Origin of the sequence: Burkholderia sola, assembly GCF_905400185.1 — a bacterium.
GTDB classification, from domain to species: Bacteria; Pseudomonadota; Gammaproteobacteria; order Burkholderiales; family Burkholderiaceae; genus Burkholderia; species Burkholderia sola.
Window position 1 is genome coordinate 1,920,052 of sequence record NZ_FR989675.1, and the last position, 20,463, is coordinate 1,940,514.

A 20,463-nucleotide genomic window follows, 5' to 3' on the forward strand; every position below is an offset into this window, starting at 1 on the left:
CTTCCTGCCACTTCCGATTCGAGGGATGGCGAGCCCAGCCCCGCCGTCGACGAAAATGCTCGCGCGCCATACTGCGTGCTGCCTTCCATCGATCGGGTACTTCTCCTGCATCGCGGCGTGCAGCACCTGCCGCCTCCGCTAGAACAGCCGCGGCGTACCGACCCAGACGATCACCGCCTCTTCGTCGGCCGTGTTGTGCCACGCATGCGGCAGCGTCGACTCGTAGTGCGCGGTGTCGCCCGCGCTCAACACGAACGTGCAATCCTCCAGCGTGAGCACGACCCTTCCGCGCATCACGTAGAGAAACTCCTCCCCGGCATGCGTCGTCACTTCAGACGGCGACTGCCCCGCCGGTATCCTGACGAGAATCGCGTCGAGCTTGCGACCGTCCACGAGATTCGTCAGCCGCGCAAAGGAGCTCGCCGAGTTCGCGAACTGGAAATACTGCAATGCGTCGCCGCGGCACACCGAGCGCGCCTCGGTCGGCGTGTCGATGAAGTACTGCATCGTCACACCGAGCGCCTTAGCGATTCGGACCAGCGACGTGATCGACGGCGTCGCGCGTCCGCGCTCGACCTGCGACAGGAATGGCTTCGAGATCCCTGCCGTCGTGGCCGCTTCGTCGAGCGTGAGTTTCAGCCGCTGCCGAAGCGCGCGGATCTTGTTGCCGAGCGAAACCGCAACGAGCACCGATTCATCGGGAGGCAAGACCATGGAAGAACGGAACCTCTCAATCGAAATCGGTTTGATGTCGGCAGGCCTTTCCCGGTGCCATGAGACTGCCGCCGCGGCGCGAAACTCCGGTCCCCTTCGCCGCCGGGCGCACGTCGCACGTGCCGCGAAACGGGATTCCCGCTTCGTGGCCGTGCGATTCACGCTCATTTCATTCGGTTTACTAATTAACAAGACTGCCCCTTTTCTTCACCTAGACAGACTTCCCCGCCTTCAGGTCGCCGCGGTACCACGTGTATGCGGCACGGCGCCCATCCCGCATCGCGCGCCTGCTTCCCCCTCCGTCGTTACCGCGACGCGACGGCCGTCCAGAGCTTCGCCAGATCCCCTGATCCGTCGTTACCCTTCACCGTGCGCAGTACCTGAACCGCGTGCGCCTTCTCGCCCGCCACGTAGTACGCCTCGCCAAGCCGCAGCCGCGCCGCATCGGGATGCTCGAGCCCGCCCTTCGCGATCGCCTGCTCCATCATCGACAGCCCCTGCGCCGCGTGGCCCGCGAACACCAGATTCATGCCGACGTCGATCGGGGCCACCGGATTGGCAGCGTCCGCGCCCGACTGCGCGCGCCTGGCGGCCAGCGCCTGCAGCCGTTTCTCGCGGTCCGCCTGCGCATCCTTGCCCAGCACGCCGGATGCGAAACCCTGGTCGATCACCTGCCGGCCTTCGGCCGGCGTGCCCGCCACCAGCGCGAGCTGCGTCATCTCCATATAGGCGTCGGCCGTCGTCAGCGAGCCCGTCGCCCTGCGCAGCCGGTAGATGTCGAGGTCGAGCGACGACAGGTAACCGGGGCTGCCGCGAATCGCCGAGACCATTTCCTCCCAGTACGCGGGGCTCGGATGATAAGCCACCAGCATGGCGAGCGCGCTGCGATACGCGCCGGCATCCTTGCTCTTTTGCGCGCAGGTCGCGAGCATCTGCAACTGCCCTTCGTCGGGCGCGCGGCCGGCCTTCACCTGTGCGTCCGCGCTTGCCTTCAACTGGCTCACGACCTGGCCGCAATCGTTCGACAGGTAATACGATTGCGTGAGCAGCGTACGCATTTCCGGATCCGTGCCGCCCGCCTTCAGGTAGCGCTGCGCGATTCGGATCGCCTGCGGATAGTTCTTCTGCTGGAAGTAGATCCCCGCGAGCGCCGCCGTCGTCCGCTGCTCGTCCTCGCCCGACAGGCGCCCCGAATTCAGCACGGTTTCGTACGCCTGCGCGGCCACGCCCGTATCGCCGGCCGCCATCGCCGCTGCGCCGCGCGTCGCTTCAACCATGTAGGTTTCATACGGCGTGCGGTTGGGCACGGCGGCCGCCTGCGCGATCTTGCCGAGCGCGTCGCGATACTTGTGCGCGCGATACAGGTCCTGTGCCGCCGCCAACGGCTTCGCCACATCGGGCCGCAACGCGTCGGCCGCCCACGCCGGCCGGCCGAGCAAGCAGGCCGCACCGAGCGCCGTCAGCGCCATCATCCGTTTCCATCGTCGCTGGTTCATCGGTCGACCTGTCCCGTCATTGCATGAACTGCTCGTTTCCGATCAGGCCGATCTTCGTCGCGCCCACGCGCTGCGCGGACGCCAGTACGGCCGCCACGTCCTTGTACGGCGCCAGCTTGTTCGGCCGCAGATGGATCTCCGCCTGCACGGGCTCGTGCGCGACCTGCGTCAGCTTCGCCTCGAGTGCCGCGCGGTCCGGCACCGGCGCACCGTTCCACGTCGTCGTGCCGTCGAAGTCGATGTCGATCTGCACGACTTCCGGCTGTGTGGCGGGCGGCGGCGGATTGCCCACCGGCAGGTCCATCTTCACCGAATGCATCTGGATCGGGATCGTGATGATCAGCATGATCAGCAGCACCAGCATCACGTCGATCAGCGGCGTGGTGTTGATGTCGACCATCACGTCCGGCTCGCTGCCGCCCCCGCCCGAAGGCACGTTCATTCCCATCGTCTGCTCCTGTCGATGCCTGCTCCGATCCGCTGCGTCGCCGTCGATCGGCAGCGGTGCGTATGCCGTTCCCACGCAACGTTAGCCACCACGCGCCGGCGGTTCCGTAATGAACGACACCTTCGCGATACCCGCGCGCTCGCACATCGTGATGACCCGGCCGATGAACTCGTAGCGCGTGTTCTGGTCGCCGCGCACGTGCACGCTCGGCTGCGGCTGCTGCTGCGACACCCCCTTCAGCTTCGCGAGCAACGCCGACGTGTCCACCCGTTGCTCGCCCCAGAAGAAATCGCCGTCGCGGTTCACCGCGATCTCGACGCTCTTCGGCGTGGTCTGCAGCGGCTGCACGACCTCTTTCGGCAACTGCAGCTGGATCGTGTGCGTGACGACCGGAATCGTGATCAGGAAGATGATCAGCAACACCAGCATCACGTCGACGAGCGGCGTCGTGTTGATGTTCGCGATCACCTCGTCGCTTTCGTCCTGCCCGACGTTCATGCCCATCGCGCGTCTCCGTCAGCCGGTCAGTTCACGAGCGACGCGGCGGCCGACGGCACGCGAGCGGGACGCTTGCTGCCGGCCAGCAGCACGGTATGCAGCTGGGCGCCGAAGTTGCGCACCCGCTCCATCACCGACTTGTTGCGCCGGACCAGGAAGTTGTAGCCGAGTACGGCAGGCACCGCGACCGCGAGGCCGATCGCCGTCATGATGAGCGCCTCGCCCACCGGGCCGGCGACCTTGTCGATCGACGCCTGCCCCGCGATGCCAATCGCCGTCAGCGCGTGATAGATCCCCCAGACCGTGCCGAACAGCCCGACGAACGGCGCGGTCGAGCCGACCGTCGCGAGGAACGCGAGCCCGTCCTGCATGCGGTTCGACACGTTCGTGATCGAGCGTTCGACGGACACGTCGATCCACGTGTTGCGGTCCACTGCTTCGAGCAGCGCCTCGTCGTGATGCTCGCCCGCCTCGATCGCCGTTTCGGCGATGAAGCGGAACGGCGACGCCTCGTCGAGCAGCTTCGCGCCCTCGGCCAGCGACGGTGCGCTCCAGAGCTGCGCGTCGGCGAGTTTCGCGCGGCGGTTAGCCCGCAACTGCTCGACGAACTTCGTGATCATGATGTACCAGCTCCCCATCGACATGATCACGAGCAGGATCAGCACGAAGCGCGCGACGAAGTCGCCGTTCCTCCAGAGCGCGCCGAGCCCGTACGGATTCTCGACCGCTTCGGTCGCGGCCGGCGCCGGCGGCGGGGCCGACTCGGCGGCGGCGGGCGCCTGCGTCGACGCCGCGGCCTGTGTCGACGCGTCGGATGTCGCCGTGGCTCCGCTCGCTTGCGCGTAAGCGAGTTGCGGCGCAACGAGCCCGTCGATCGCAGCGACGGACATCAACAGGCTTGCCGCCAGCGCGGCCAGAGAACGTTTCGTCATACCCCACTCCAATTCTTTCGTTAAACTTACGATTTGAGTTCAAGCCGGTTTTCCCCGGTCCGGCTCCCGCCGGACCGCCCACTGCATCAATTCAGATTGAACGAGAACGGCACCTGGACCCGCACCGCCTGGCCTTGCGCCACGCATTTGAAGCGCTTCACGGTGTTGTAGGCCGCACGATCGAGCACCGGGTCGGCCGACTGGGCCACGCGTTCGTTCGTGATGTTCCCTTCCGCATCCACGACGAACTCGATCGTCACGTCGCCCGTGATGTTGTTTTCCTGCGCTTCCTTCGGGTACTGCATCGACGCGCGAATCGAGTCCGAATTCGGGCAGACGACCCCGACTTCGTGACTGACCGGCTTGGCCGGCGCGGGCGGTGCGATGACCGGCGCCTGCACGGCCGGCGCGGACGGCGCCGGGGCCGACTGGTGCGTGATCGTTGCCTGCTGCGGGGGCGCCTGCACCGGCACTTCGGGCGGCGGCACGAACGGCGGCGGCGGCGGCGCGAACTTCGGCGGCGGAAGCTTGACGACCGGCATCGGCGGGGGCGGCGGCGGCTTCACCGGCTCGATGATGCGGGTTTCGATCGGATGCTGGATCACCTGCACGACCTTGGTCGCGAGGCCGTTGAGCAATGCGTAGATCAGCACTGCATGCAACAGGAGGACGACTGCGATGCCGCCGAAACGGCGCACCGGATTCTGCTGCTTCTTGCCGAATTCCCGCGGACGGCCCAGCGTGGCCAGTCCGCTGTTCGAAGCAACCAGATGCTCTTCGACTTTCATGCCCACTATCCTTCCCCCAAGCGAATCGCCCAGTTTCGCGATGATGGCCGGCGCCGGAACCGGATCGGTTCCGTCTCCGCCTCAACCCGAAATTTCATTCTTAATTCAATTGGTAATCCGAATTGAAAGCATCGAATCCGGATCCTGATTTGTGCAATTTCAAGGAATCGTTTCAACCGCAACGGGATAGCCGCCCTATCCGGCGTCTACCCCGAACCAGCGCATTCAGGCAGTTGTCAGCTGCGTCGACATAGTCACACTTTTCGCATGACGATTGGATCTTCGTTACACGCCGATGTCAGCCAAGCCGTTCGTCTTGGGTGCAGAAGATAGCAAGGAAAAAATTTGGGCGTCAAACTTTATTTGATAGCCGAATACAAAGTTTGGAGGCATTACTCGAATAACGAGTTAGTAAACTTCATGAATCATTTTTCATTGATTTAGTAATTGATTTGTATGGTATCGCACTCATTTAGTGACTTGCGCATAAATAATCACCAGTTTAGTGCGGCGCACCGAATTGGCCCGCTCGGTGCGCGTGTTGCCGGATGTGTTTCGTGGGCGCGCCCGGCGACGGCAGCCGATGAACCACTGCCGCGCATGCATACCGTGCGAGGCCACAGCTCACGCATGCCGGGAACGGGCTTGCATCCGCGCGAACAGGCTCTAGCCGATTCCACGGCGGCTCGGCGATGCTCGGATGGCGCTCGCATCGACCATATATCAAGGATTCCAAATCAAAAGCAATAGATCTCGCTGCTCGTCCGGTTTCCATTAAATGATTCGCACAACCAATCTAATTTTCGAATCAGGACTCCGCCGTATCAGCATGAATTCATTCCCCGCCCTCTGCACGCACCGGCATCTCCCCCTCACCGAACCGGTGGAAAATTCCCGCGCGCATCCTTCCTCGACGAACGACCGGCATCGCTCAGGACAGCATCATCCCCTGCATCCGGTGCGAGAAATGCGCGCGCTCGGCCGTCTCCATCAGCATCAGGAATTCGTCCTGCGTCATGTGAATCAGCGCCTCATGATCGCCGGCCTCGAAATAGACTTCCGGCTGCTGCGCGAGGTGCTCCTCGAGGAACGTTTTCATCCCGTACGCCATGCACACCGGCGGCAGCGCGCCCATGTCGCAATCCTTGAACAGCTCGCGCAATTCGACCTCGCGAGCGAGCACGAGATGGCGTCCCGTCTTCACCCAGAGATCCGACAGACGCACGGCGTGCGTCGTCGGCAGCACGGCGGCGACGTAACCCTCGGCGTCCTCGAGGAGCACGGTTTTCGCGAGGCGATCGCCGGGAATATGCGCGGCGGCGGCCGTCTCCATGCTCGTATGGCTATAGGGGTGGTACACGACTTCGTACCGCGATGACTTCTGGCGCAGGCAATCCTGCAGGGTGGCTGAGACCGGCATGGCGCACCTCGTCTGGGCGAATCGGGTCAATCGGGCGAACGGCGTTCGCTCTTGATTCGTTCAGCATAGGTCGCATTTCGGCCCAATGGAAACGCTCGTGTGCGACGCCAGTCCACCCGGCCCGGCAGCCGCCGCCCTCAGCTTCCGTCCGGGCCGCCCGCCCTCGCCGGCATGTGAAATCGGGCCCCGGAATACGTTTCGCAGCCCCTCACTTCCGCAGACAGATTTTGGGCAGTGCGCACGTAGATGCGGTCGCGCCCGGCAATTAGCCGATGTACAGACACTAGACCGTTAGTTGCATTCGAGGAAGAACACCAGGATACCTGCGGGCACGCATTGTTCCGAAGCGTGCACCCCAAGGCACGCCAGCCAACCCCGTCGCCAACGGCTTTCCCGGTGCCCTATACTGAGCCGGCCGCCCACCCTCCCGCGGCGGAAACCGACTCCTGGAGCGATCATGCATTACCAGTTGATCTACGAACTCGTCGACGATTACCTGTCGCGGCGCGACGCGTTCCGTGCGGAGCATCTCGCGCTCGCGCAGGCCGCGACCGAGCGCGGCGAACTCGTGCTCGCCGGCGCGCTGGCGGAGCCGGCCGATCAGGCCGTGCTCGTGTTCGAAGGCGATTCGCCGGAAGCGGCCGAATCGTTCGCGCGCGCCGATCCGTACGTGCAGAACGGCCTCGTGAAGTCGTGGCGCGTGCGGCCGTGGCGCGTCGTGGTCGGCAAGCACGCGCCGCGTCCCGCGTGAAATCGGGCCTGCGCAAGCCCGTTATTAGCGTGAACAGGCCCTACAGCCACCCTGCCCGCTTGAAGCGCCACCACAGCGCGAGATCGGCGATGGCCATCACCGCGATGCAGCCGTAGAACCCGTATTTCAGGTGCAGCTCGGGCATGTTCGCGAAGTTCATCCCGTAGATGCCGGCGATCATCGTCGGTATCGCGAACAGCGCGGCGAACGAGCCGAGCCGCTTGGTCACCTCGTTCTCCGCGAGCGAAATCATCCCGAGGTTGACCTGGATCGCGGTGACGACCATCTCGCGGCGCCCTTCGATCGTCTTCACGATCCGCTGCAGATGGTCGTACACATCGCGGAAATAGGCCGCCATCCCGCTGCAGACCTGCGGCACGCGCCCGCCGGTGAGCTTCGCGAGCGGCTCCATCAGCGGCGCCGTGTGCTGGTACAGCAGCACGAGCCGGCGCTTCAGCGAATAGAGATCCTCGATGATCGCGCGCGACGACGCAGGCGTCGCCTTCGCGAAGATGCGATCCTCGAGTTCCTCGAGTTCGGCTCCGAGCGTTTCGAGGATCGGGAAATACCGGTCGACGACCTGGTCCATCAACGCGTAGAACACAAACGCCGACCCCTCCCGCAGCAGATGCGGCTCCCGCTCGCAGCGCTTGCGCACGTCGCGGAAATCGTGCTCGGTATGGTTGCGGATCGACAGCACGTAATTCGGACCGACGAACACGTTCAGTTCGCCGACCTTGAATTCGCCGTCATCCTCGAGTTCGACGGTATGCAGCACCGCGAACAGCGAATCGCCGTATTCCTCGATCTTCGGCCGCTGATGTCCCTTGCGGGCGTCCTCGAGCGCCAGCTCGTGCAACCCGAATTCCTCGCCCATCAGGTCGATTTCCTCGGGCGTCGGATCCTTCAGCGCGACCCATACGAAGCATTCGGGCTTCGACACGTAATCGCTGATGGCGTCGATGTCGATGTCGGCCAGCTTGCGGCCGTCCTGGTAAGCAGCGCAGTTGATCAGCATGTTGTCCACGATGTTGCGGTTTGCGCATCAGTTTACCGGTTTGCTGCACGGACGGCCCGGCTTGCGCGGTACGCCGATATTGGTCATGATCGTGCTGCGTGCGCCGCAGCACGCGCGTCGGGGCACGTCGACAGGCCCACCGGGCCTGCGTTGCACAACGCACAACGACCGTGCGACCCCACCGTCAAGGAGACAGACCTATGTGGTATTTCTCGTGGATACTCGGCATCGGCGTGGCGCTCGGCTTCGGCATCATCAACGCGATGTGGCTGGAAGCGGAAGTGTTCTCGCGCGGCGACAAGCGCAGCGACACATCGCGCCAGGAGGCGGGGAGCCGGTATTCGTGACGCATCTCGTGTTCTTCTGCGGTCACGCCGGCACCGGCAAGACCACGCTCGCGAAGCGGCTCATCGGGCCGCTGATGCGCGCGACCGGCGAGGCGTTCTGCCTGCTCGACAAGGACACGCTGTACGGCCGCTACAGCGCGGCCGCGATGGGCGCGCTCACGGACGATCCGAACGACCGCGACAGCCCGCTCTACCTGAAACATCTTCGCGATCCCGAATACCAGGGCCTGCTCGACACGGCCCGTGAAAATCTCGCGCTCGGCATCGGCGCGCTGGTCGTCGGCCCGCTGTCGCGCGAAGTGCGCGACCGGCGCATCCTCGATCGCGCATGGCTCGGCATCGCGCCCGACGTCACGCTGACGGTCGTCTGGGTCCACACGTCGGAAGACGTCGCGCACCAGCGGATCGTCGCGCGCGCCAATCCGAACGATGCGTACAAGCTCGCGCATTGGGACGAATACCGGCAGCGCCGCTTCGTGCCGACCGGCCGCGAATGCGACGGCATCGTGATGTTCGACAACACCGCGCCGTCCGACGCAGACATCGACGCGCTGCTGCACCGCATCGTGCCGCCGCCGCAACCGGCGACGATCGTCCCGCCGCTGCCGGCCTGAGCGCGCCGCCCGGCGCCGTTCCCGCTTCTCCCAAAAAACGACGCCGGAAGCGCTGCTGCGCTCCCGGCGTCGTACGGCCCTCGTGCCGGAGATGGGCTGGCGAATCGTCTGATAACGACGGTCAGGCGACCGCGTGCACGCGCTCCATCGTGCCGCCTTCGTACAGTTTGCCGAAGCGGTTCGACAGGAACGCCTTCAACGACACCTTTTCCTGCGGGATGAAACCGCTCTGCGGCAGCTTCTTTTCGCGGAACAGATCGAGCACCGCGCACATCGCGCCGGCCGTCGTGATCTGGATCGCGCTCATGTGCATCCCGCACACGTCCTTCGCGAAGATCTTGCGCGTGAACACGTCCTGCACCAGCTGGCCGTCCTTCACGCCCGTCACCGTGACGAACACGAGCACGACGTCCTGCTTCGTCGACGGCACCGCGCGGCGCATGATCGACTTCAGCGTGTCGCGATCGGTCGACAGGCGCAGGTCTTCCAGCAGGAACTGCACGAGTTCGCGGTGGCCCGGGTAGCGCACCGACTTGTAGTCGAGCGTCTCGACCTTGCCCGACAGCGTCTCGCACAGCGTGCCGAGGCCGCCCGACGTGTTGAACGCTTCGTATTCGGTGCCGTCGAGCGAGAAGTGCTCGAGGCCTTCGAGCGGCTGCACCCACTGCTTGCGGCCGTCGCGGATCGCTTCGCACGGCTGGCAGTATTCGTTGATCAGGCCGTCGACGCTCCACGTCAGGTTGTACTTCAGCGCGTTGGTCGGATATTCGGGCAGCGCGCCGACGCGCATCTTCACGTCGCGCACTTCGCTGAAGCCGTTCACGAGCTCGTGCGCGGCGATGCCGATGAAGCCCGGCGCGAGGCCGCATTGCGGCATGAACGCGCGGTCGGAGCCGTCGGCCAGTTCGCGGATCGCATGGGTGGCGCGCACGTCTTCGGTCAGGTCGAAGTAATGAACGCCCGCGGCCTTCGCAGCGGCGGCCACGTTGACAGCGAGGTAGTAAGGCAGCGCGTTGACGAGCGCATCGAAGCCCTTCACCGCTTCGCGAATCGCATTCGCGTCGGCCGAGTCGACCCGTTGCGTCGCGATGCCTTCGCGCGACAGCTTCGCGAGCGCATCCGCGTCGCGGTCGAACGCGACGACTTCGTAGTCGCCCGTTTCGCGCAGCATGTGAGCAATGGTGTGGCCGATCAGACCTGCGCCGACGATGGCGATTTTCATGCGCTTATCTCCTGATGATGGGTTGGTGTTGTGGACGGCGTTGAGCCATGGACACAGTGTAGGGACGCTCAAAATCAGTTCCAAGACGAAGAATGATGCGAAACGACCTGTAGTTTCGACGTTATGACGATATATTTCGTCTAAACGACCAAATCATCTAAAAATCGCGTAGAGGCACTGCCGCAAACCGGCCGTTGGCGGTTGCGCATTGCGAGGACGAAAACGAGGACACACCGCGTGACATCGGACGCACGCACTGACCGTGCGTCAAGATGCAACACGCCGGTCAAAGCGGAATACGAAAGGAGATTCGGGAGAGATGCGCGAAGGGACGACCGCGGTCATCCGTGTCGATCATGAAGTACGACGAAGGCCAATACGAATGCGAGCGGAGACGTACCCGTCGTCAAGCCGAGCACCTGTGATGCACCGCTCCCTGCGCGGTGCATGCACGCGCGCCGTCATGCACGCGCCGCGTGCAGCAACAAGTCAGCCGCCGATCGTCCCGCGATCGATCTTGCGCGACAGGATGATCGACGTCGTCGTGCGCTCGACGCCTTCGAGCGTGCCGATCTGGTCGAGCAGATCGTTGAGCCGTTCGGGCGAATCGGCGCGCAGCCAGGCGACGTAGTCATACTCGCCGCTCACCGCGCACAGCAGCTGGACTTCCGGCATCCGGTCTAGCTTGCGCAATACGTCCTTGCCGAACTTCGGCGTGAGGATGATGCCGACGTACGCATAGATGCTCGCATCGAGCACGTCCTGCCCGAGCCGCACGCTGTACCCGGCGATCACGTTGGTGCGTTCGAGCCGCGCGATGCGCGCGACGACCGTCGTGCGCGCCACGTCGAGCTGGCGCGCGAGATCCGCGACGCTCGCGCGCGCATCGGCTTGCAGCAGCGCGACGAGCTGCCGGTCGAGATCGTCGAGTTGGTCGAGGCGGGGTGGACGCATGACGCTGGGCCGGCACGCACGTGCCGGCGGAGTGGAAAGTGACGCGATGATAGCGCCGAACGCCGGCGCGCCCAACCGGCATGGCCCGGATTCGAACCGTCGATTTCGATTCGTATCGGATGTAAGCAAGTGTCGCATTCACTGCCGCCCCGCAGGCAACGTGCTACTAATAACGACGACGCGAGAGGCGCGCCGGCGGCGATGGCCGCCGCGCCCGCTCGCAAGACACCACCCCGGAGAGCCAACCATGAAGAAAATCTCGCTCACCCTCGCTACGCTCGTCGTTGCAGCCAGCGCATTCGCGCAAACCCCGGCGCAGCCGCAAGCACCGGCCCAGGCGCCGGCCACGACGGCCGCGGCATCGGCCCCGAGCGCCGAGCAGCGCGCGGCACGCCACGAAGCGCGCACCGAGCAGCGCATCAAGTACCTGCACGACCAGTTGAAGATCACGTCGGCGCAGGAGCCGCAATGGAAGACGTTCGCCGATACGATGCGCGACAACGGCGCCACGATGGGCCGCCTCTACAGCGAACGGATGGCCAAGCACGACGTGTCCGCGCTCGACGACATCAAGCAGTATGCGGAGCTGTCGCAGGCGAATGCCGACGGCGCGAAGAAGCTCGCCGACGCGTTCGCGCCGCTCTATGAGAGCTTCCCGGCCGAGCAGAAGGCGCTGGCCGACACGACCTTCCGCAGCTGGCTGCACCACGGCGGCGAGCACCACGGCAAGGGCAGGACGAAGGGCAAGGAAGGCAAGGCGGCCGCCGCGCCGGCCGCGAGCGCGCCGGCGCAGCCCTGACGCGCCCCGCCGGCGCCGTGCCGGCCCGCCCGGGCCGAACGGCGCCGCGCCGCGATCGGCGACGGCGCGTCACACGGCGCGCCGAATTCGGGATAAGCTCCCGGCTTTTCCCGCTTTCCCGCCCTTCCCCGCCCTTCCCCGCCATGCTCGAACTCAAGCAACTCGATCTGCGTACCGATCCGCAGGCCCGTCGTGTCGTCAAGGACGAAACCGTCGCCGTGTCCTTCGCGGACGCCGACGGCGAACTGATGAGCCTCGAAGGCCCGAACCGTTATGTGACGGGCGACGCGCTGATCACCGGCTCGACCGGCGACCGCTGGGCCGTGTCGCGCGCGCGCTTCGACGCCAAATACCTGCCCGCCGACCCGGCGCTCGCGCACGGCGCAGCGGGCGCCTACCGCAACCGGCCGGCCGTCGTGCTCGCGCGCCGGATGGACGAACCGTTTACGATCGCCCGCTCGGAAAACGGCGACACGCTGCGCGGCGTGGCCGGCGACTGGGTGATGCAATACGCGCCCGGCGACTACGGCGTCGTGCAGGCGCAGCGCTTCGCGCAGGTCTACCGCGACGCGTAACGCGTCACGCGCCGGCACGCGGCCGGCGCCACCGCTCACGCAAAGTCTTCGTCGAGCTCGAGTTCCGCGTCGCGCTCGACGGCCTCGCCGGCCGCGTGCCGTTCTTCGAGCGACCCGAGCATCGCTTCCGTATACGCATGCAGCACCGCATGGCTGCGCGCGCGCTGCATCGGCTTGAGCGCCAGATAGCGCGCGAGCGCGGCCGGCACGATCCGGATGTCGAGCGTCATCCGCTTCGGCGTCGCGCCGAACCGCATCGCCAGCCAGTGCACGGACAGGAAGCGCCCGCGCGCGTCGCTGCTTTCGGCGAAGCGCGTCTGCTCCGGAAACAGATCGCAGATCACGCGCGCGAGCGCGTCGAATTCCGCGCTCTGGCATTCGATCAGGTAGTCGTCCATTCCGTCTCTCCCGTCAGGCCGCCGCACGCGACGGCCGGCACGTCTTCACCAGCACGACCACCAGCACCGCGGTCAGCACGAAATACGCGGCCTCGACCCACGCGGCCGGCAGCACGCGCACCTGGTACAGCAGCGTCGGCGTCGCCGCGAGCGCATGCAGCACGATCGCGAGCGGCAACACGGCGATTCGGCCGGCCCGCACGCCGCGCCACACCAGCACCGACAGCGCCAGTTGCACCGCGAATGCCGCGCAGCGTTCGAGCAGCAACAGCAGGATCGACTGGGCCGACAGCGTCGCGAGCATCATGTGCAGCCGCACCACGGTGTCCACCGGCAGGTCGGCCAGCTGCGTCTCGAGCTGGCCGCGGCTCGCGAGCCACGCGAGATACGACCACTGGCCCCACACGAGCACGCCGACGAACCACGCTTCGGCGCCGCCGTGACCGATCCCGTAGCCGATCCCGCGACCGTCGCCGGCCGATGCGCCGTAGCGGCGCTCCAGAAAACGCATCCCGAGATAGCGGCCGACTTCCTCGAATACGGCGGTCGCGAGCGCGCCGTATGCGACGAATGCGAGCGGCTGCGTCAGCCAGCCGTCCTCGGGCGTGTGGCTCAGCACGAGACCGTGGAACGCGCGCTCGAGAATCATCGCGAACAACGTGAAGACGGCGACGCCGACGATCGTGTCGCGGCGGTTGAGCGCAAGCGGCTTGCGCAGGATGCGGTAAAGGACGAGCGGCAGCAGCGCGATGATCAGCGTGGCGGCGATCAGCGCCGCCAGCGTGACGGGAGCGACAGTCATGTATTTCCTTGGTTCGGGGCAGCGCACCTGACGCGCCGCGTGCCCCGAATGATACTCAGCTTGCGGTCGACGCGCGCGCGATCAGCTCGCCGGGCAGCATCGCGACGCGCACGTCGCCCGCCGCGCCGTCGATCCGCTCGTGCACGAATTCGACGGCCTTGTAGCCGATTTCGTAGGTCGGCTGACGGATCGTCGTGATGCCGATCAGCTCGGCCCATTCCGGATCGTCGATCGACAGCAGCGCCGCCTGCTGCTGCCACGCGGCGCCGAAACGCGCGCGCAGATGGCGCGCGATCGCCAGCGCGACCGGTGCATTCGCGGCGAACAGTGCGGCGCGCACGCCGCGCCGGGCCGCATCGTCGAGGCGGGCATCGACGTCGGCGAGCGCCGCCGCGGCCGCGTCGGGTTCGTTCAGGTCGAGCACGATCGTCGGCGGCACCGGCAACCCGCGCGCCGCCAGCGCCGCGCGGAACGCGGTCTCGCGCACGCGCCGCGAGCTGACCCGCTCGAACGGCTGCACGACGAAATGGATCGCGTCGAAGCCGTGTTCGACCAGGTGCGCGAGCGCCGTCTCGATCGCGTCGGTATTGTCGAGGCCGATCAGGTCGGCCTCGAAGCCCTCGACCGTGCGGTCGACGAGCACGGCCGGAATGCCTGCGCCGCGCAGCGGGCGCAGCACGTCTTCGTCGGCGCCGAGCGCGTTGACGATCAGCCCTTCGACGCGGTAAGTCGTGAGCAGTTGCAGGAAGCGGCGCTCCATCTCGACTTCGTTCGCCGCGTGACAGATGAGCGGCATGTAGCCGAGCGCATGGCACGCGGCCTCGACGCCCTGCAGCACTTCGACGGTATAAGGATTGGTCAGGTCGGCGGCGAGCATGCCGAGCAGCCGGTTACGGCCGCGCTTGAGCCCGCGCGCCATCTGGTTCGGCCGGTAGTTGAGCCGCGCGATGGCCGCCTCGATCCGCTGGCGCAGATCGACGGACAGCACATGCGTCTCGCCGTTCAGATAGCGCGAAACGCTGGTCTTGCCCGTGCCGGCCTCGCGCGCGACGTCGCTGATCGTCGCCGGACGCGTCGTGGAAGGTTGCGAATCGGTCACTGTCGTGCCTCGCGACGTACGATCCGCGCCGCTTCGTGAGCAGACGGACCATTGTTGTTGGAAACGTAAGCCAACCGGCGGCCTCCCCTGTCGTGGCGCGTGGGCGCCTGCGCTGGCCCGGTGCGCTGTCGAGCCGCGCCCGCCAGCAGCGTGCTATGGCAGTCGGCCGCACCGGACCTGGCGCGGATGCCCGTCGCGCGACACCGCCGGCCGCGTGGCCGGCCGTCGATACGACGAGCGCGGGCGATCATAACGCAGCCAGCCCTCTCGCACCAAGATCATCGACTCTAATGGCGCCGGGCGGTTATCGCAGGCGGCTCAGGCATGCGCCAGCGCATCCGGATTGACGAGATTCGTGCGCAGCGTGCCGGCCAGCGCGCCGACCAGGTTCTCCGCGGCGCAACGCGCCATCGCATCGCGCGTCTCGTGCGTCGCCGAGCCGATATGCGGCAGCGCGACGACGTTCTTCATCTGCAGCAGCGGCGAATCCGCCGGCAGCGGCTCCTTCTCGAATACGTCGAGCCCCGCGCCGCGGATCGTCCCCGCGCGCAGCGCGTCGACCAGCGCGGCTTCGTCGACGACCGGCCCGCGCGACGCGTTGATCAGGATCGCGCCGCGCTTCATCTTCGCGAATTCGGGCGCGCCGATCAGGTGGCGCGTGTCGGGCGACAGCGGCACCTGCAGGCACACGAAATCCGACTGCGCGAGCAATTCGTCGAGCGTCACGCGCCGCGCGCCGTACTGCGTCTCGGCCTCCGCATGCGCGGACCGGTTCGCGTACAGCACCTGCATCCGGAAGCCGAGCGCCGCGCGGCGCGCGACCGCGCCGCCGATCCGCCCGAGCCCGACGATGCCGAGCGTCTTGCCCTGCACGTCGGTGCCGTACAGGTCCGGGCCGATGCTGCGATGCCAGTGGCCGGCCTTCACCCACTCGGCCAGCTCGACCACGCGTCGCGCGGACGCGAGGATCAGCGAGAACACCGTATCGGCGGTCGACTCGGTCAGCACGTCCGGCGTATGCGCGAGCACGATCCCGCGCCGCGTGAAATCCGCGACGTCGAAGTTGTCGTAGCCGACCGAGATCGTCGACCACGCCTTCAGCCGCGGTGCGCGGTCGAGCATCTGCGGCGTGATCTTCAGGCTCGCGCCGATCGCGCCGTCCGCGCCGCCGAGCGCATCGGCGAGGGCTGCGGCGCCATCGGCCTGCACGACGTCCGCATGCTCGCGCAGGTACGCGAGGACGTCATCGGGCAGCGGCTTGTACGCGACGATACGGGGCTTCATCGTTTCATTTTCCTTGCAGCGGCGCGGCGAGCGGATGCGCATCGCGCGCCTGGGGTTTGACGGACAGCGTGAGGATCACCGCGGCGACGAGCGCGGCGCTCATGAATGCGTACGACGCGACGGGCGACCCGGTCGCGCCGTTCAGGTAGCCGACGAAATACGAGCCGACGAACGAGCCGAGCGCGCCCATGCTGTTGATCAGCGCCATCGCGCCGCCGGCGACGTTCCTCGGCAGCAGTTCCGGCACGATCGCGAAGAACGGGCCGTACGGCGCATACATCGCGGCGCCCGCGACGACCAGCAGCGCATACGATATCCAGAAATGCGACGAGCCGAGCGCGTACGACGCGGCGAACGCGGCCGCGCCGACCAGCAGGAACGGCCACACGAAACCACGACGCGAACCGACCTTGTCGGACGCCCACGACGCGGCGAGCATCGCGATCGTCGCCGCGAGGTACGGCAGCGCGGACAGCCAGCCGGTCGCGACCATCCCGAGGTCGGAGCCGTTCTTCACGATCGACGGCAGCCACAGCACGAAGCCGTACACGCCGATGCTCCAGCAGAAATACTGCGCGCACAGCTTGATCACGGCCGGCGAGCGGAACGCCTCGCCATAGTTGCGCACCGGCTTGATCGCCGCCTGCTCGGCCGCGAGCGCGGCGTCGAGATCGCGCTTTTCCTGGGCGCTGAGCCACGGCGAATCGGCCGGCTTGTCCTGCACGAGCACCCACCAGCACACGGCCCAGATGATGGCCGGCACGCCTTCGGCGATGAACATGTGGCGCCAGCCGAATTCATGCACGAGATAACCGGACACGATCGACATCCACAGCACGGTGACCGGGTTGCCGAGGATCAGGAACGTGTTCGCGCGCGAGCGCTCGTTCTTCGTGAACCAGTTGCTGATGTAGATCAGCATCGCCGGCATCACGGCCGCCTCGACGATGCCGAGCACGAAGCGGATCGCCATCAGCGACGGAATGTTGCTGACCACGCCGGTCAGCGCCGCGCAGCCGCCCCACAGCACGAGGCTGACGAACACGAGCTTCTTCACGCTGCGGCGTTCCGCGTAGATCGCGCCGGGGATCTGGAAGAAGAAATAGCCGAGGAAGAACAGCGCGCCGATCAGCGACGACAGGCCCTTGCTGATGCCGAGATCCTGGTTGATGCCGGCTGCGGCCGCGAACCCGTAGTTCGCGCGATCGAGGTAGGCGAGGCTGTACGTGATGAAGACGATCGGCATGATCGTCCACCAGCGTCGAGCTGCGAGATTGGCTGCCATCAGAGTGTCTCCTGAGTAGACCGGCATCGGCGCATCGTTGCGTCGTCCGGTCTCATGCAAAACCGTGCATGAAGCACGAAATGGATCCGCGGATTGTGCCGTGTCCGGCCTCTCATTGCGCGGTGACGGTTTCCTCTAAGCGATCGGCGCGATTGCTGACCTTTTCGAGCCGGTCGAGCGCATCGCGCGTCGGCAATCCTTCCGAATCGCCGATCACCTGGATCGCGAGCGCACCGATCCGGTTGCCGCGCGCGACCGCCTGCTCGACGCTGCGCCCTTCGAGCAGCGCGCTGACCACGCCGACCGCGAAGCCGTCGCCGGCGCCGACCGTATCGACGACCTTCTCGACGCGCTCGCCGGCGACCGTGCCTTCGCGGCCGTCGGCCGTGCGGAAATACGCGCCTTGTTCGCCGAGCTTGATCACGACGCCGCGCGCGCCCTGCGCGAGATAGAAGCCCGCGATGTCGGCCGGCGTGTCGTGCCCGGTGAGCTGCCGCCCTTCGGCGAGGCCCGGCAGCACCCAGTCGGCGAGCGTCGCGAGCGCATTCAGCGTCTTCGCCATCACGTCGGCGGACGGCCACAGCGTCGGGCGCAGGTTCGGGTCGAACGAGATCGTCTTGCCGGCCGCCCGCATTTCGCGCGCGAGCCGGAGCGCGAGTTCGCACGACGTCGCCGAGATCGCCGGCGCGACGCCCGTCAGATGCAGGTGGCGCGCGCCGAGCACGTAGTCGGCCACGTAGTCGTCGCACGACAGGTGGCTCGCCGCCGAACCCTTGCGGAAATATTCGACGGTCGGGTCGCTGCCGTCGTCGTTGCGCGACTTCAGCTGGAAACCGGTCGGGTAGCGCGGGTCGACGGTCACGCACGACGCGTCGATGCCCTCGCGCGCCAGCGTGTCGAGCACGTAGCGGCCGAACGAATCGCTACCGACCCGGCTCATCCAGCCGACCCGGAAGCCGAGCCGCGACAGCCCGATCGCGACATTGAGATCGGCGCCGGCGATCCGCTTCGCGAATTGTCCGGCGTGCGCGAGGTGGCCGGGCTCCGTCGCGACGAACATCGCCATCGCTTCGCCATAGGTCACGACATCGAGTGCTGCTTTCATGACTGAACTCCTCAGGATCCTTCCGCGGTCACGCGGTTGCAAGCCACGCGACGCGCCGGCACGCATCGCCGGCCAGGTCGGCCGCGTCGAACGGAAACTCGATGCCGCGCGGCGCATGCTGCGGCAGCGCCGCGAGCACGCCGGTCACGAGCGGATCGTTCGGCGCCGGCGCGACGGCGAACCGGCGCGCGCCCTCGCCTTCGGTGGCCTTGCAATGAATGTATTCCACATGCGGCGCGAGCACCTGTGCGCAGTCGAGCGGCGCTTCGCCGCGCCACTGCCAGTTGCCGATGTCGAACGTCATGCCGAGCGCATCGCGCATGCCGGCATCGGCGAGCGCATCGAACAGCCCACGGAACTGCGCGAACGCGCCGCCGACCTCGAGCTGGCCGTTCTCGACCACCACGCGGGCCTGCGCGCCGCGCGACAGCGCGACGATTTCGGCCGCGTGCGCGTCGCCGGCGAAGCCCCCGAGCTGGAATTTCACGAAGCGTGCGCCGAGCGCATCGGCTTGCGCGAGCCCGTCGCGCAATGCGTCGGCATCGAGCGCGCCCGTTTCCGTATACAGCGAGTCCGGCGTCGAATAGACCGACCACAGCCCGTGGCCGGCGATCTGCGCGCCGAGCGCGGCCAGCGCACCGGGCGCCGTGTCGTCGTCCGACGCGAACAGTTCGCGCCGTACCTCGAAACCGGTCGCGCCGGATGCCGCCACGGTCGCGATGAATGCACTGTGGCCCTCCTGGCGCACCCGGTCCATCCCGAATGCGCTCGCCACGATCACGATGTCTGCCATGTTGCCCTTTTTCACCGGAATGGAACCGGTTCCATTTGCTTGAGACGGATGGTGCGCTTCGCCTCGGACGCACGCCATAGAGGAAATCCCTAACGCTCCGTTATCGCACGAATGCGCGCCGCGCCCGCGTGCAACGCATGTTCCCGGCGCAACTTCGGTCGACTACGCGAGGCGCTGCGCGAGACTCATTTCGAGGAATTGCGCGGCGAGCCGCGACGGCGCGCCGCCATGCGGGACGAGAATGGAGAAATGCCGCGTGAGCGGTGCGGGCGCCAGCGAGCGCAGCACGAGCGCCGCATCGTCGTGACGCAGCGACATCGCGGACACGAACCCGACGCCCATCCCCGCGCGCACGGCCTCCTTCACGGCCTCGACCCCGGCGATCTCGAACGCGACGCGCATCGGCGCGCCGCCATGTGCGAACGCGCGCTCGACGAGCTGCCGTACGGCGGAGCCCGCCTCGCGCAGCACGAGCGGATGCGCGGCGAGCGCGTCGAGCGTCACGCCCGCGTCGTAGCCGGGCGCCGCGAGCGGATGGCCGGCCGGCACGATCGCGACGATCTCGTCCTCGTGCCACGCGTGCACGGCCGTACCGGGCGGCAGCGCCTCGCCGGGCGGCCCTTCGATCAGCGCGAGGTCGAGCGACGGCAGCGCCGCGACCACGTCGGCCGTGTTGCCGCTCATCGTCTGGATCGCCACGCGCGGCGCGCGCGGCTGGAACGCCGCGATCAGGTACGGCAGCAGGTAGCTCGCGGGCGTCGTGCTCGCGCCGATGCGCAGCGTGCCGGCTTCCAGCCCGCGCACCGCGTCGCGAAACGCACGCGCCTGCGCGAACGTGTCGCGCTGCGCGTTCGCGTACTGCGCGAGCTGTTCGCCGACCGGCGTCAGGCGGATGCCGCGGCCGTCGCGCTGGTACAGCGGCTCGCCGAACTCGTCCTGCAGCAGCCGCAACTGGCCCGATACGGCCGGCTGCGACAGATGCAGCGCCACGGCGGCGCGGCTGATGTTCAGATGCTCGGCGACGGCGGCGAACGTTATCAGTTGATCCGGGGTCATGGGAACGAATTATCGGCTTTTCGGATAGTTTACGTCACAAATCACAATTTTTCATATCGATATAA

23 protein-coding genes are annotated in these 20,463 nt (G+C 66.7%); 5 read left to right on the plus strand and 18 right to left on the minus strand.

Annotation, left to right across the window (positions count from 1 at the left end; all coding sequences use genetic code 11):
• Positions 1–138 precede the first annotated feature (138 nt).
• From KR541_RS08760 to KR541_RS08790, 7 genes are all read right to left on the minus strand, one after another.
• The gene (locus KR541_RS08760; RefSeq protein ID WP_050015443.1) at positions 139–714 is read right to left on the minus strand and encodes a helix-turn-helix domain-containing protein; all 576 of its coding nucleotides are present in this window, start codon (positions 712–714) and stop codon (positions 139–141) included.
• A gap of 305 nt (positions 715–1,019) precedes the next feature.
• Positions 1,020–2,210 carry a tetratricopeptide repeat protein gene (locus tag KR541_RS08765; protein ID WP_050015445.1) on the minus strand — a complete coding sequence of 397 codons (1,191 nt, stop codon included), beginning with the start codon at positions 2,208–2,210 and terminating at the stop codon, positions 1,020–1,022.
• A 16-nt stretch (positions 2,211–2,226) separates the two neighbouring features.
• Positions 2,227–2,658: an ExbD/TolR family protein gene (locus KR541_RS08770; RefSeq protein WP_069620775.1), complete on the minus strand. Its 432-nt coding sequence runs from the start codon at positions 2,656–2,658 to the stop codon at positions 2,227–2,229.
• Positions 2,659–2,739: 81 nt separating this feature from the next.
• Positions 2,740–3,162, minus strand: coding sequence for an ExbD/TolR family protein (locus KR541_RS08775; RefSeq protein ID WP_204383252.1), 423 nt, complete (start codon positions 3,160–3,162; stop codon positions 2,740–2,742).
• A gap of 20 nt (positions 3,163–3,182) precedes the next feature.
• Positions 3,183–4,088, minus strand: a complete 906-nt coding sequence (locus KR541_RS08780) for a MotA/TolQ/ExbB proton channel family protein (RefSeq protein WP_050015451.1) — start codon at positions 4,086–4,088, stop codon at positions 3,183–3,185.
• 86 nt (positions 4,089–4,174) lie between these two features.
• Positions 4,175–4,876 (minus strand): energy transducer TonB, encoded by a 702-nt coding sequence (locus tag KR541_RS08785; RefSeq protein WP_050015453.1) that lies wholly within the window; start codon positions 4,874–4,876, stop codon positions 4,175–4,177.
• A gap of 931 nt (positions 4,877–5,807) precedes the next feature.
• The gene (locus KR541_RS08790) at positions 5,808–6,296 is read right to left on the minus strand and encodes an aminoacyl-tRNA deacylase (RefSeq protein ID WP_050015455.1); all 489 of its coding nucleotides are present in this window, start codon (positions 6,294–6,296) and stop codon (positions 5,808–5,810) included.
• 457 nt (positions 6,297–6,753) lie between these two features.
• On the opposite strand from KR541_RS08790, the gene KR541_RS08795 reads away from it, so the two are divergent.
• Positions 6,754–7,047 (plus strand): YciI-like protein, encoded by a 294-nt coding sequence (locus tag KR541_RS08795; RefSeq protein WP_050015457.1) that lies wholly within the window; start codon positions 6,754–6,756, stop codon positions 7,045–7,047.
• 40 nt (positions 7,048–7,087) lie between these two features.
• On the opposite strand, the gene corA is transcribed toward KR541_RS08795, so the two are convergent.
• Positions 7,088–8,065: a magnesium/cobalt transporter CorA gene (gene corA / locus KR541_RS08800; protein WP_050015565.1), complete on the minus strand. Its 978-nt coding sequence runs from the start codon at positions 8,063–8,065 to the stop codon at positions 7,088–7,090.
• Between the two features lie 200 nt (positions 8,066–8,265).
• Here corA and cydX point away from each other — a divergent pair, with 200 nt between their 5' ends.
• Together cydX and KR541_RS08810 are read left to right on the plus strand one after the other, a co-directional pair.
• Positions 8,266–8,412: a cytochrome bd-I oxidase subunit CydX gene (gene cydX / locus KR541_RS08805; protein ID WP_063772904.1), complete on the plus strand. Its 147-nt coding sequence runs from the start codon at positions 8,266–8,268 to the stop codon at positions 8,410–8,412.
• Positions 8,409–9,026 carry a P-loop nucleotide/nucleoside kinase family protein gene (locus tag KR541_RS08810; protein ID WP_050015459.1) on the plus strand — a complete coding sequence of 206 codons (618 nt, stop codon included), beginning with the start codon at positions 8,409–8,411 and terminating at the stop codon, positions 9,024–9,026. Before cydX ends, KR541_RS08810 begins: the two co-directional genes overlap by 4 nt.
• Before the next feature lie 121 nt (positions 9,027–9,147).
• On the opposite strand, the gene KR541_RS08815 is transcribed toward KR541_RS08810, so the two are convergent.
• Entirely contained in the window at positions 9,148–10,248 is a 1,101-nt protein-coding gene (locus tag KR541_RS08815) for a saccharopine dehydrogenase family protein (RefSeq protein ID WP_034181371.1), read from the minus strand.
• A gap of 489 nt (positions 10,249–10,737) precedes the next feature.
• On the minus strand, positions 10,738–11,202 hold the full coding sequence (locus KR541_RS08820) for an Lrp/AsnC family transcriptional regulator (RefSeq protein WP_006481526.1): 465 nt from the start codon (positions 11,200–11,202) through the stop codon (positions 10,738–10,740).
• A 247-nt stretch (positions 11,203–11,449) separates the two neighbouring features.
• Between KR541_RS08820 and KR541_RS08825 the strand changes: the two genes are divergently transcribed.
• Both KR541_RS08825 and KR541_RS08830 read left to right on the plus strand, forming a co-directional pair.
• Entirely contained in the window at positions 11,450–12,001 is a 552-nt protein-coding gene (locus KR541_RS08825; protein WP_050015462.1) for a Spy/CpxP family protein refolding chaperone, read from the plus strand.
• A gap of 143 nt (positions 12,002–12,144) precedes the next feature.
• Positions 12,145–12,576, plus strand: a complete 432-nt coding sequence (locus tag KR541_RS08830) for a PGDYG domain-containing protein (protein WP_050015464.1) — start codon at positions 12,145–12,147, stop codon at positions 12,574–12,576.
• 35 nt (positions 12,577–12,611) lie between these two features.
• Here KR541_RS08830 and KR541_RS08835 read toward each other — a convergent pair whose 3' ends face one another.
• The 8 genes from KR541_RS08835 to KR541_RS08870 form a co-directional block, all read right to left on the minus strand.
• Positions 12,612–12,974 (minus strand): DUF3022 domain-containing protein, encoded by a 363-nt coding sequence (locus KR541_RS08835; protein ID WP_050015466.1) that lies wholly within the window; start codon positions 12,972–12,974, stop codon positions 12,612–12,614.
• Positions 12,975–12,987: 13 nt separating this feature from the next.
• A complete protein-coding gene (locus KR541_RS08840) occupies positions 12,988–13,776 on the minus strand; it encodes a YhfC family intramembrane metalloprotease (RefSeq protein ID WP_050015468.1) in 789 nt (262 codons plus the stop codon).
• Between the two features lie 55 nt (positions 13,777–13,831).
• Complete coding sequence (locus tag KR541_RS08845) at positions 13,832–14,875, minus strand: LacI family DNA-binding transcriptional regulator (RefSeq protein ID WP_050015470.1); 1,044 nt, start codon at positions 14,873–14,875, stop codon at positions 13,832–13,834.
• A 318-nt stretch (positions 14,876–15,193) separates the two neighbouring features.
• Positions 15,194–16,159: a 2-hydroxyacid dehydrogenase gene (locus KR541_RS08850; protein ID WP_050015567.1), complete on the minus strand. Its 966-nt coding sequence runs from the start codon at positions 16,157–16,159 to the stop codon at positions 15,194–15,196.
• 4 nt (positions 16,160–16,163) lie between these two features.
• A complete protein-coding gene (locus KR541_RS08855; protein WP_050015472.1) occupies positions 16,164–17,444 on the minus strand; it encodes an MFS transporter in 1,281 nt (426 codons plus the stop codon).
• A gap of 112 nt (positions 17,445–17,556) precedes the next feature.
• Positions 17,557–18,549, minus strand: a complete 993-nt coding sequence (locus KR541_RS08860; RefSeq protein ID WP_050015474.1) for a sugar kinase — start codon at positions 18,547–18,549, stop codon at positions 17,557–17,559.
• A gap of 28 nt (positions 18,550–18,577) precedes the next feature.
• Positions 18,578–19,342 (minus strand): TIM barrel protein, encoded by a 765-nt coding sequence (locus tag KR541_RS08865; protein ID WP_050015475.1) that lies wholly within the window; start codon positions 19,340–19,342, stop codon positions 18,578–18,580.
• Positions 19,343–19,504: 162 nt separating this feature from the next.
• Positions 19,505–20,398: a LysR family transcriptional regulator gene (locus KR541_RS08870; protein ID WP_050015477.1), complete on the minus strand. Its 894-nt coding sequence runs from the start codon at positions 20,396–20,398 to the stop codon at positions 19,505–19,507.
• Positions 20,399–20,463 lie beyond the last annotated feature (65 nt).

Bases quoted from the DNA above. Each gene is read 5' to 3' on its own strand.
- KR541_RS08760 (WP_050015443.1), bottom strand. From the start codon at position 714: ATGGTCTTGCCTCCCGATGAATCGGTGCTCGTTGCGGTTTCGCTCGGC.
- KR541_RS08765 (WP_050015445.1), bottom strand. From the start codon at position 2,210: ATGAACCAGCGACGATGGAAACGGATGATGGCGCTGACGGCGCTCGGT.
- KR541_RS08770 (WP_069620775.1), bottom strand. From the start codon at position 2,658: ATGGGAATGAACGTGCCTTCGGGCGGGGGCGGCAGCGAGCCGGACGTG.
- KR541_RS08775 (WP_204383252.1), bottom strand. From the start codon at position 3,162: ATGGGCATGAACGTCGGGCAGGACGAAAGCGACGAGGTGATCGCGAAC.
- KR541_RS08780 (WP_050015451.1), bottom strand. From the start codon at position 4,088: ATGACGAAACGTTCTCTGGCCGCGCTGGCGGCAAGCCTGTTGATGTCC.
- KR541_RS08785 (WP_050015453.1), bottom strand. From the start codon at position 4,876: ATGAAAGTCGAAGAGCATCTGGTTGCTTCGAACAGCGGACTGGCCACG.
- KR541_RS08790 (WP_050015455.1), bottom strand. From the start codon at position 6,296: ATGCCGGTCTCAGCCACCCTGCAGGATTGCCTGCGCCAGAAGTCATCG.
- KR541_RS08795 (WP_050015457.1), top strand. From the start codon at position 6,754: ATGCATTACCAGTTGATCTACGAACTCGTCGACGATTACCTGTCGCGG.
- corA (WP_050015565.1), bottom strand. From the start codon at position 8,065: ATGCTGATCAACTGCGCTGCTTACCAGGACGGCCGCAAGCTGGCCGAC.
- cydX (WP_063772904.1), top strand. From the start codon at position 8,266: ATGTGGTATTTCTCGTGGATACTCGGCATCGGCGTGGCGCTCGGCTTC.
- KR541_RS08815 (WP_034181371.1), bottom strand. From the start codon at position 10,248: ATGAAAATCGCCATCGTCGGCGCAGGTCTGATCGGCCACACCATTGCT.
- KR541_RS08820 (WP_006481526.1), bottom strand. From the start codon at position 11,202: ATGCGTCCACCCCGCCTCGACCAACTCGACGATCTCGACCGGCAGCTC.
- KR541_RS08825 (WP_050015462.1), top strand. From the start codon at position 11,450: ATGAAGAAAATCTCGCTCACCCTCGCTACGCTCGTCGTTGCAGCCAGC.
- KR541_RS08830 (WP_050015464.1), top strand. From the start codon at position 12,145: ATGCTCGAACTCAAGCAACTCGATCTGCGTACCGATCCGCAGGCCCGT.
- KR541_RS08835 (WP_050015466.1), bottom strand. From the start codon at position 12,974: ATGGACGACTACCTGATCGAATGCCAGAGCGCGGAATTCGACGCGCTC.
- KR541_RS08840 (WP_050015468.1), bottom strand. From the start codon at position 13,776: ATGACTGTCGCTCCCGTCACGCTGGCGGCGCTGATCGCCGCCACGCTG.
- KR541_RS08850 (WP_050015567.1), bottom strand. From the start codon at position 16,159: ATGAAGCCCCGTATCGTCGCGTACAAGCCGCTGCCCGATGACGTCCTC.
- KR541_RS08855 (WP_050015472.1), bottom strand. From the start codon at position 17,444: ATGGCAGCCAATCTCGCAGCTCGACGCTGGTGGACGATCATGCCGATC.
- KR541_RS08860 (WP_050015474.1), bottom strand. From the start codon at position 18,549: ATGAAAGCAGCACTCGATGTCGTGACCTATGGCGAAGCGATGGCGATG.
- KR541_RS08865 (WP_050015475.1), bottom strand. From the start codon at position 19,342: ATGGCAGACATCGTGATCGTGGCGAGCGCATTCGGGATGGACCGGGTG.
- KR541_RS08870 (WP_050015477.1), bottom strand. From the start codon at position 20,398: ATGACCCCGGATCAACTGATAACGTTCGCCGCCGTCGCCGAGCATCTG.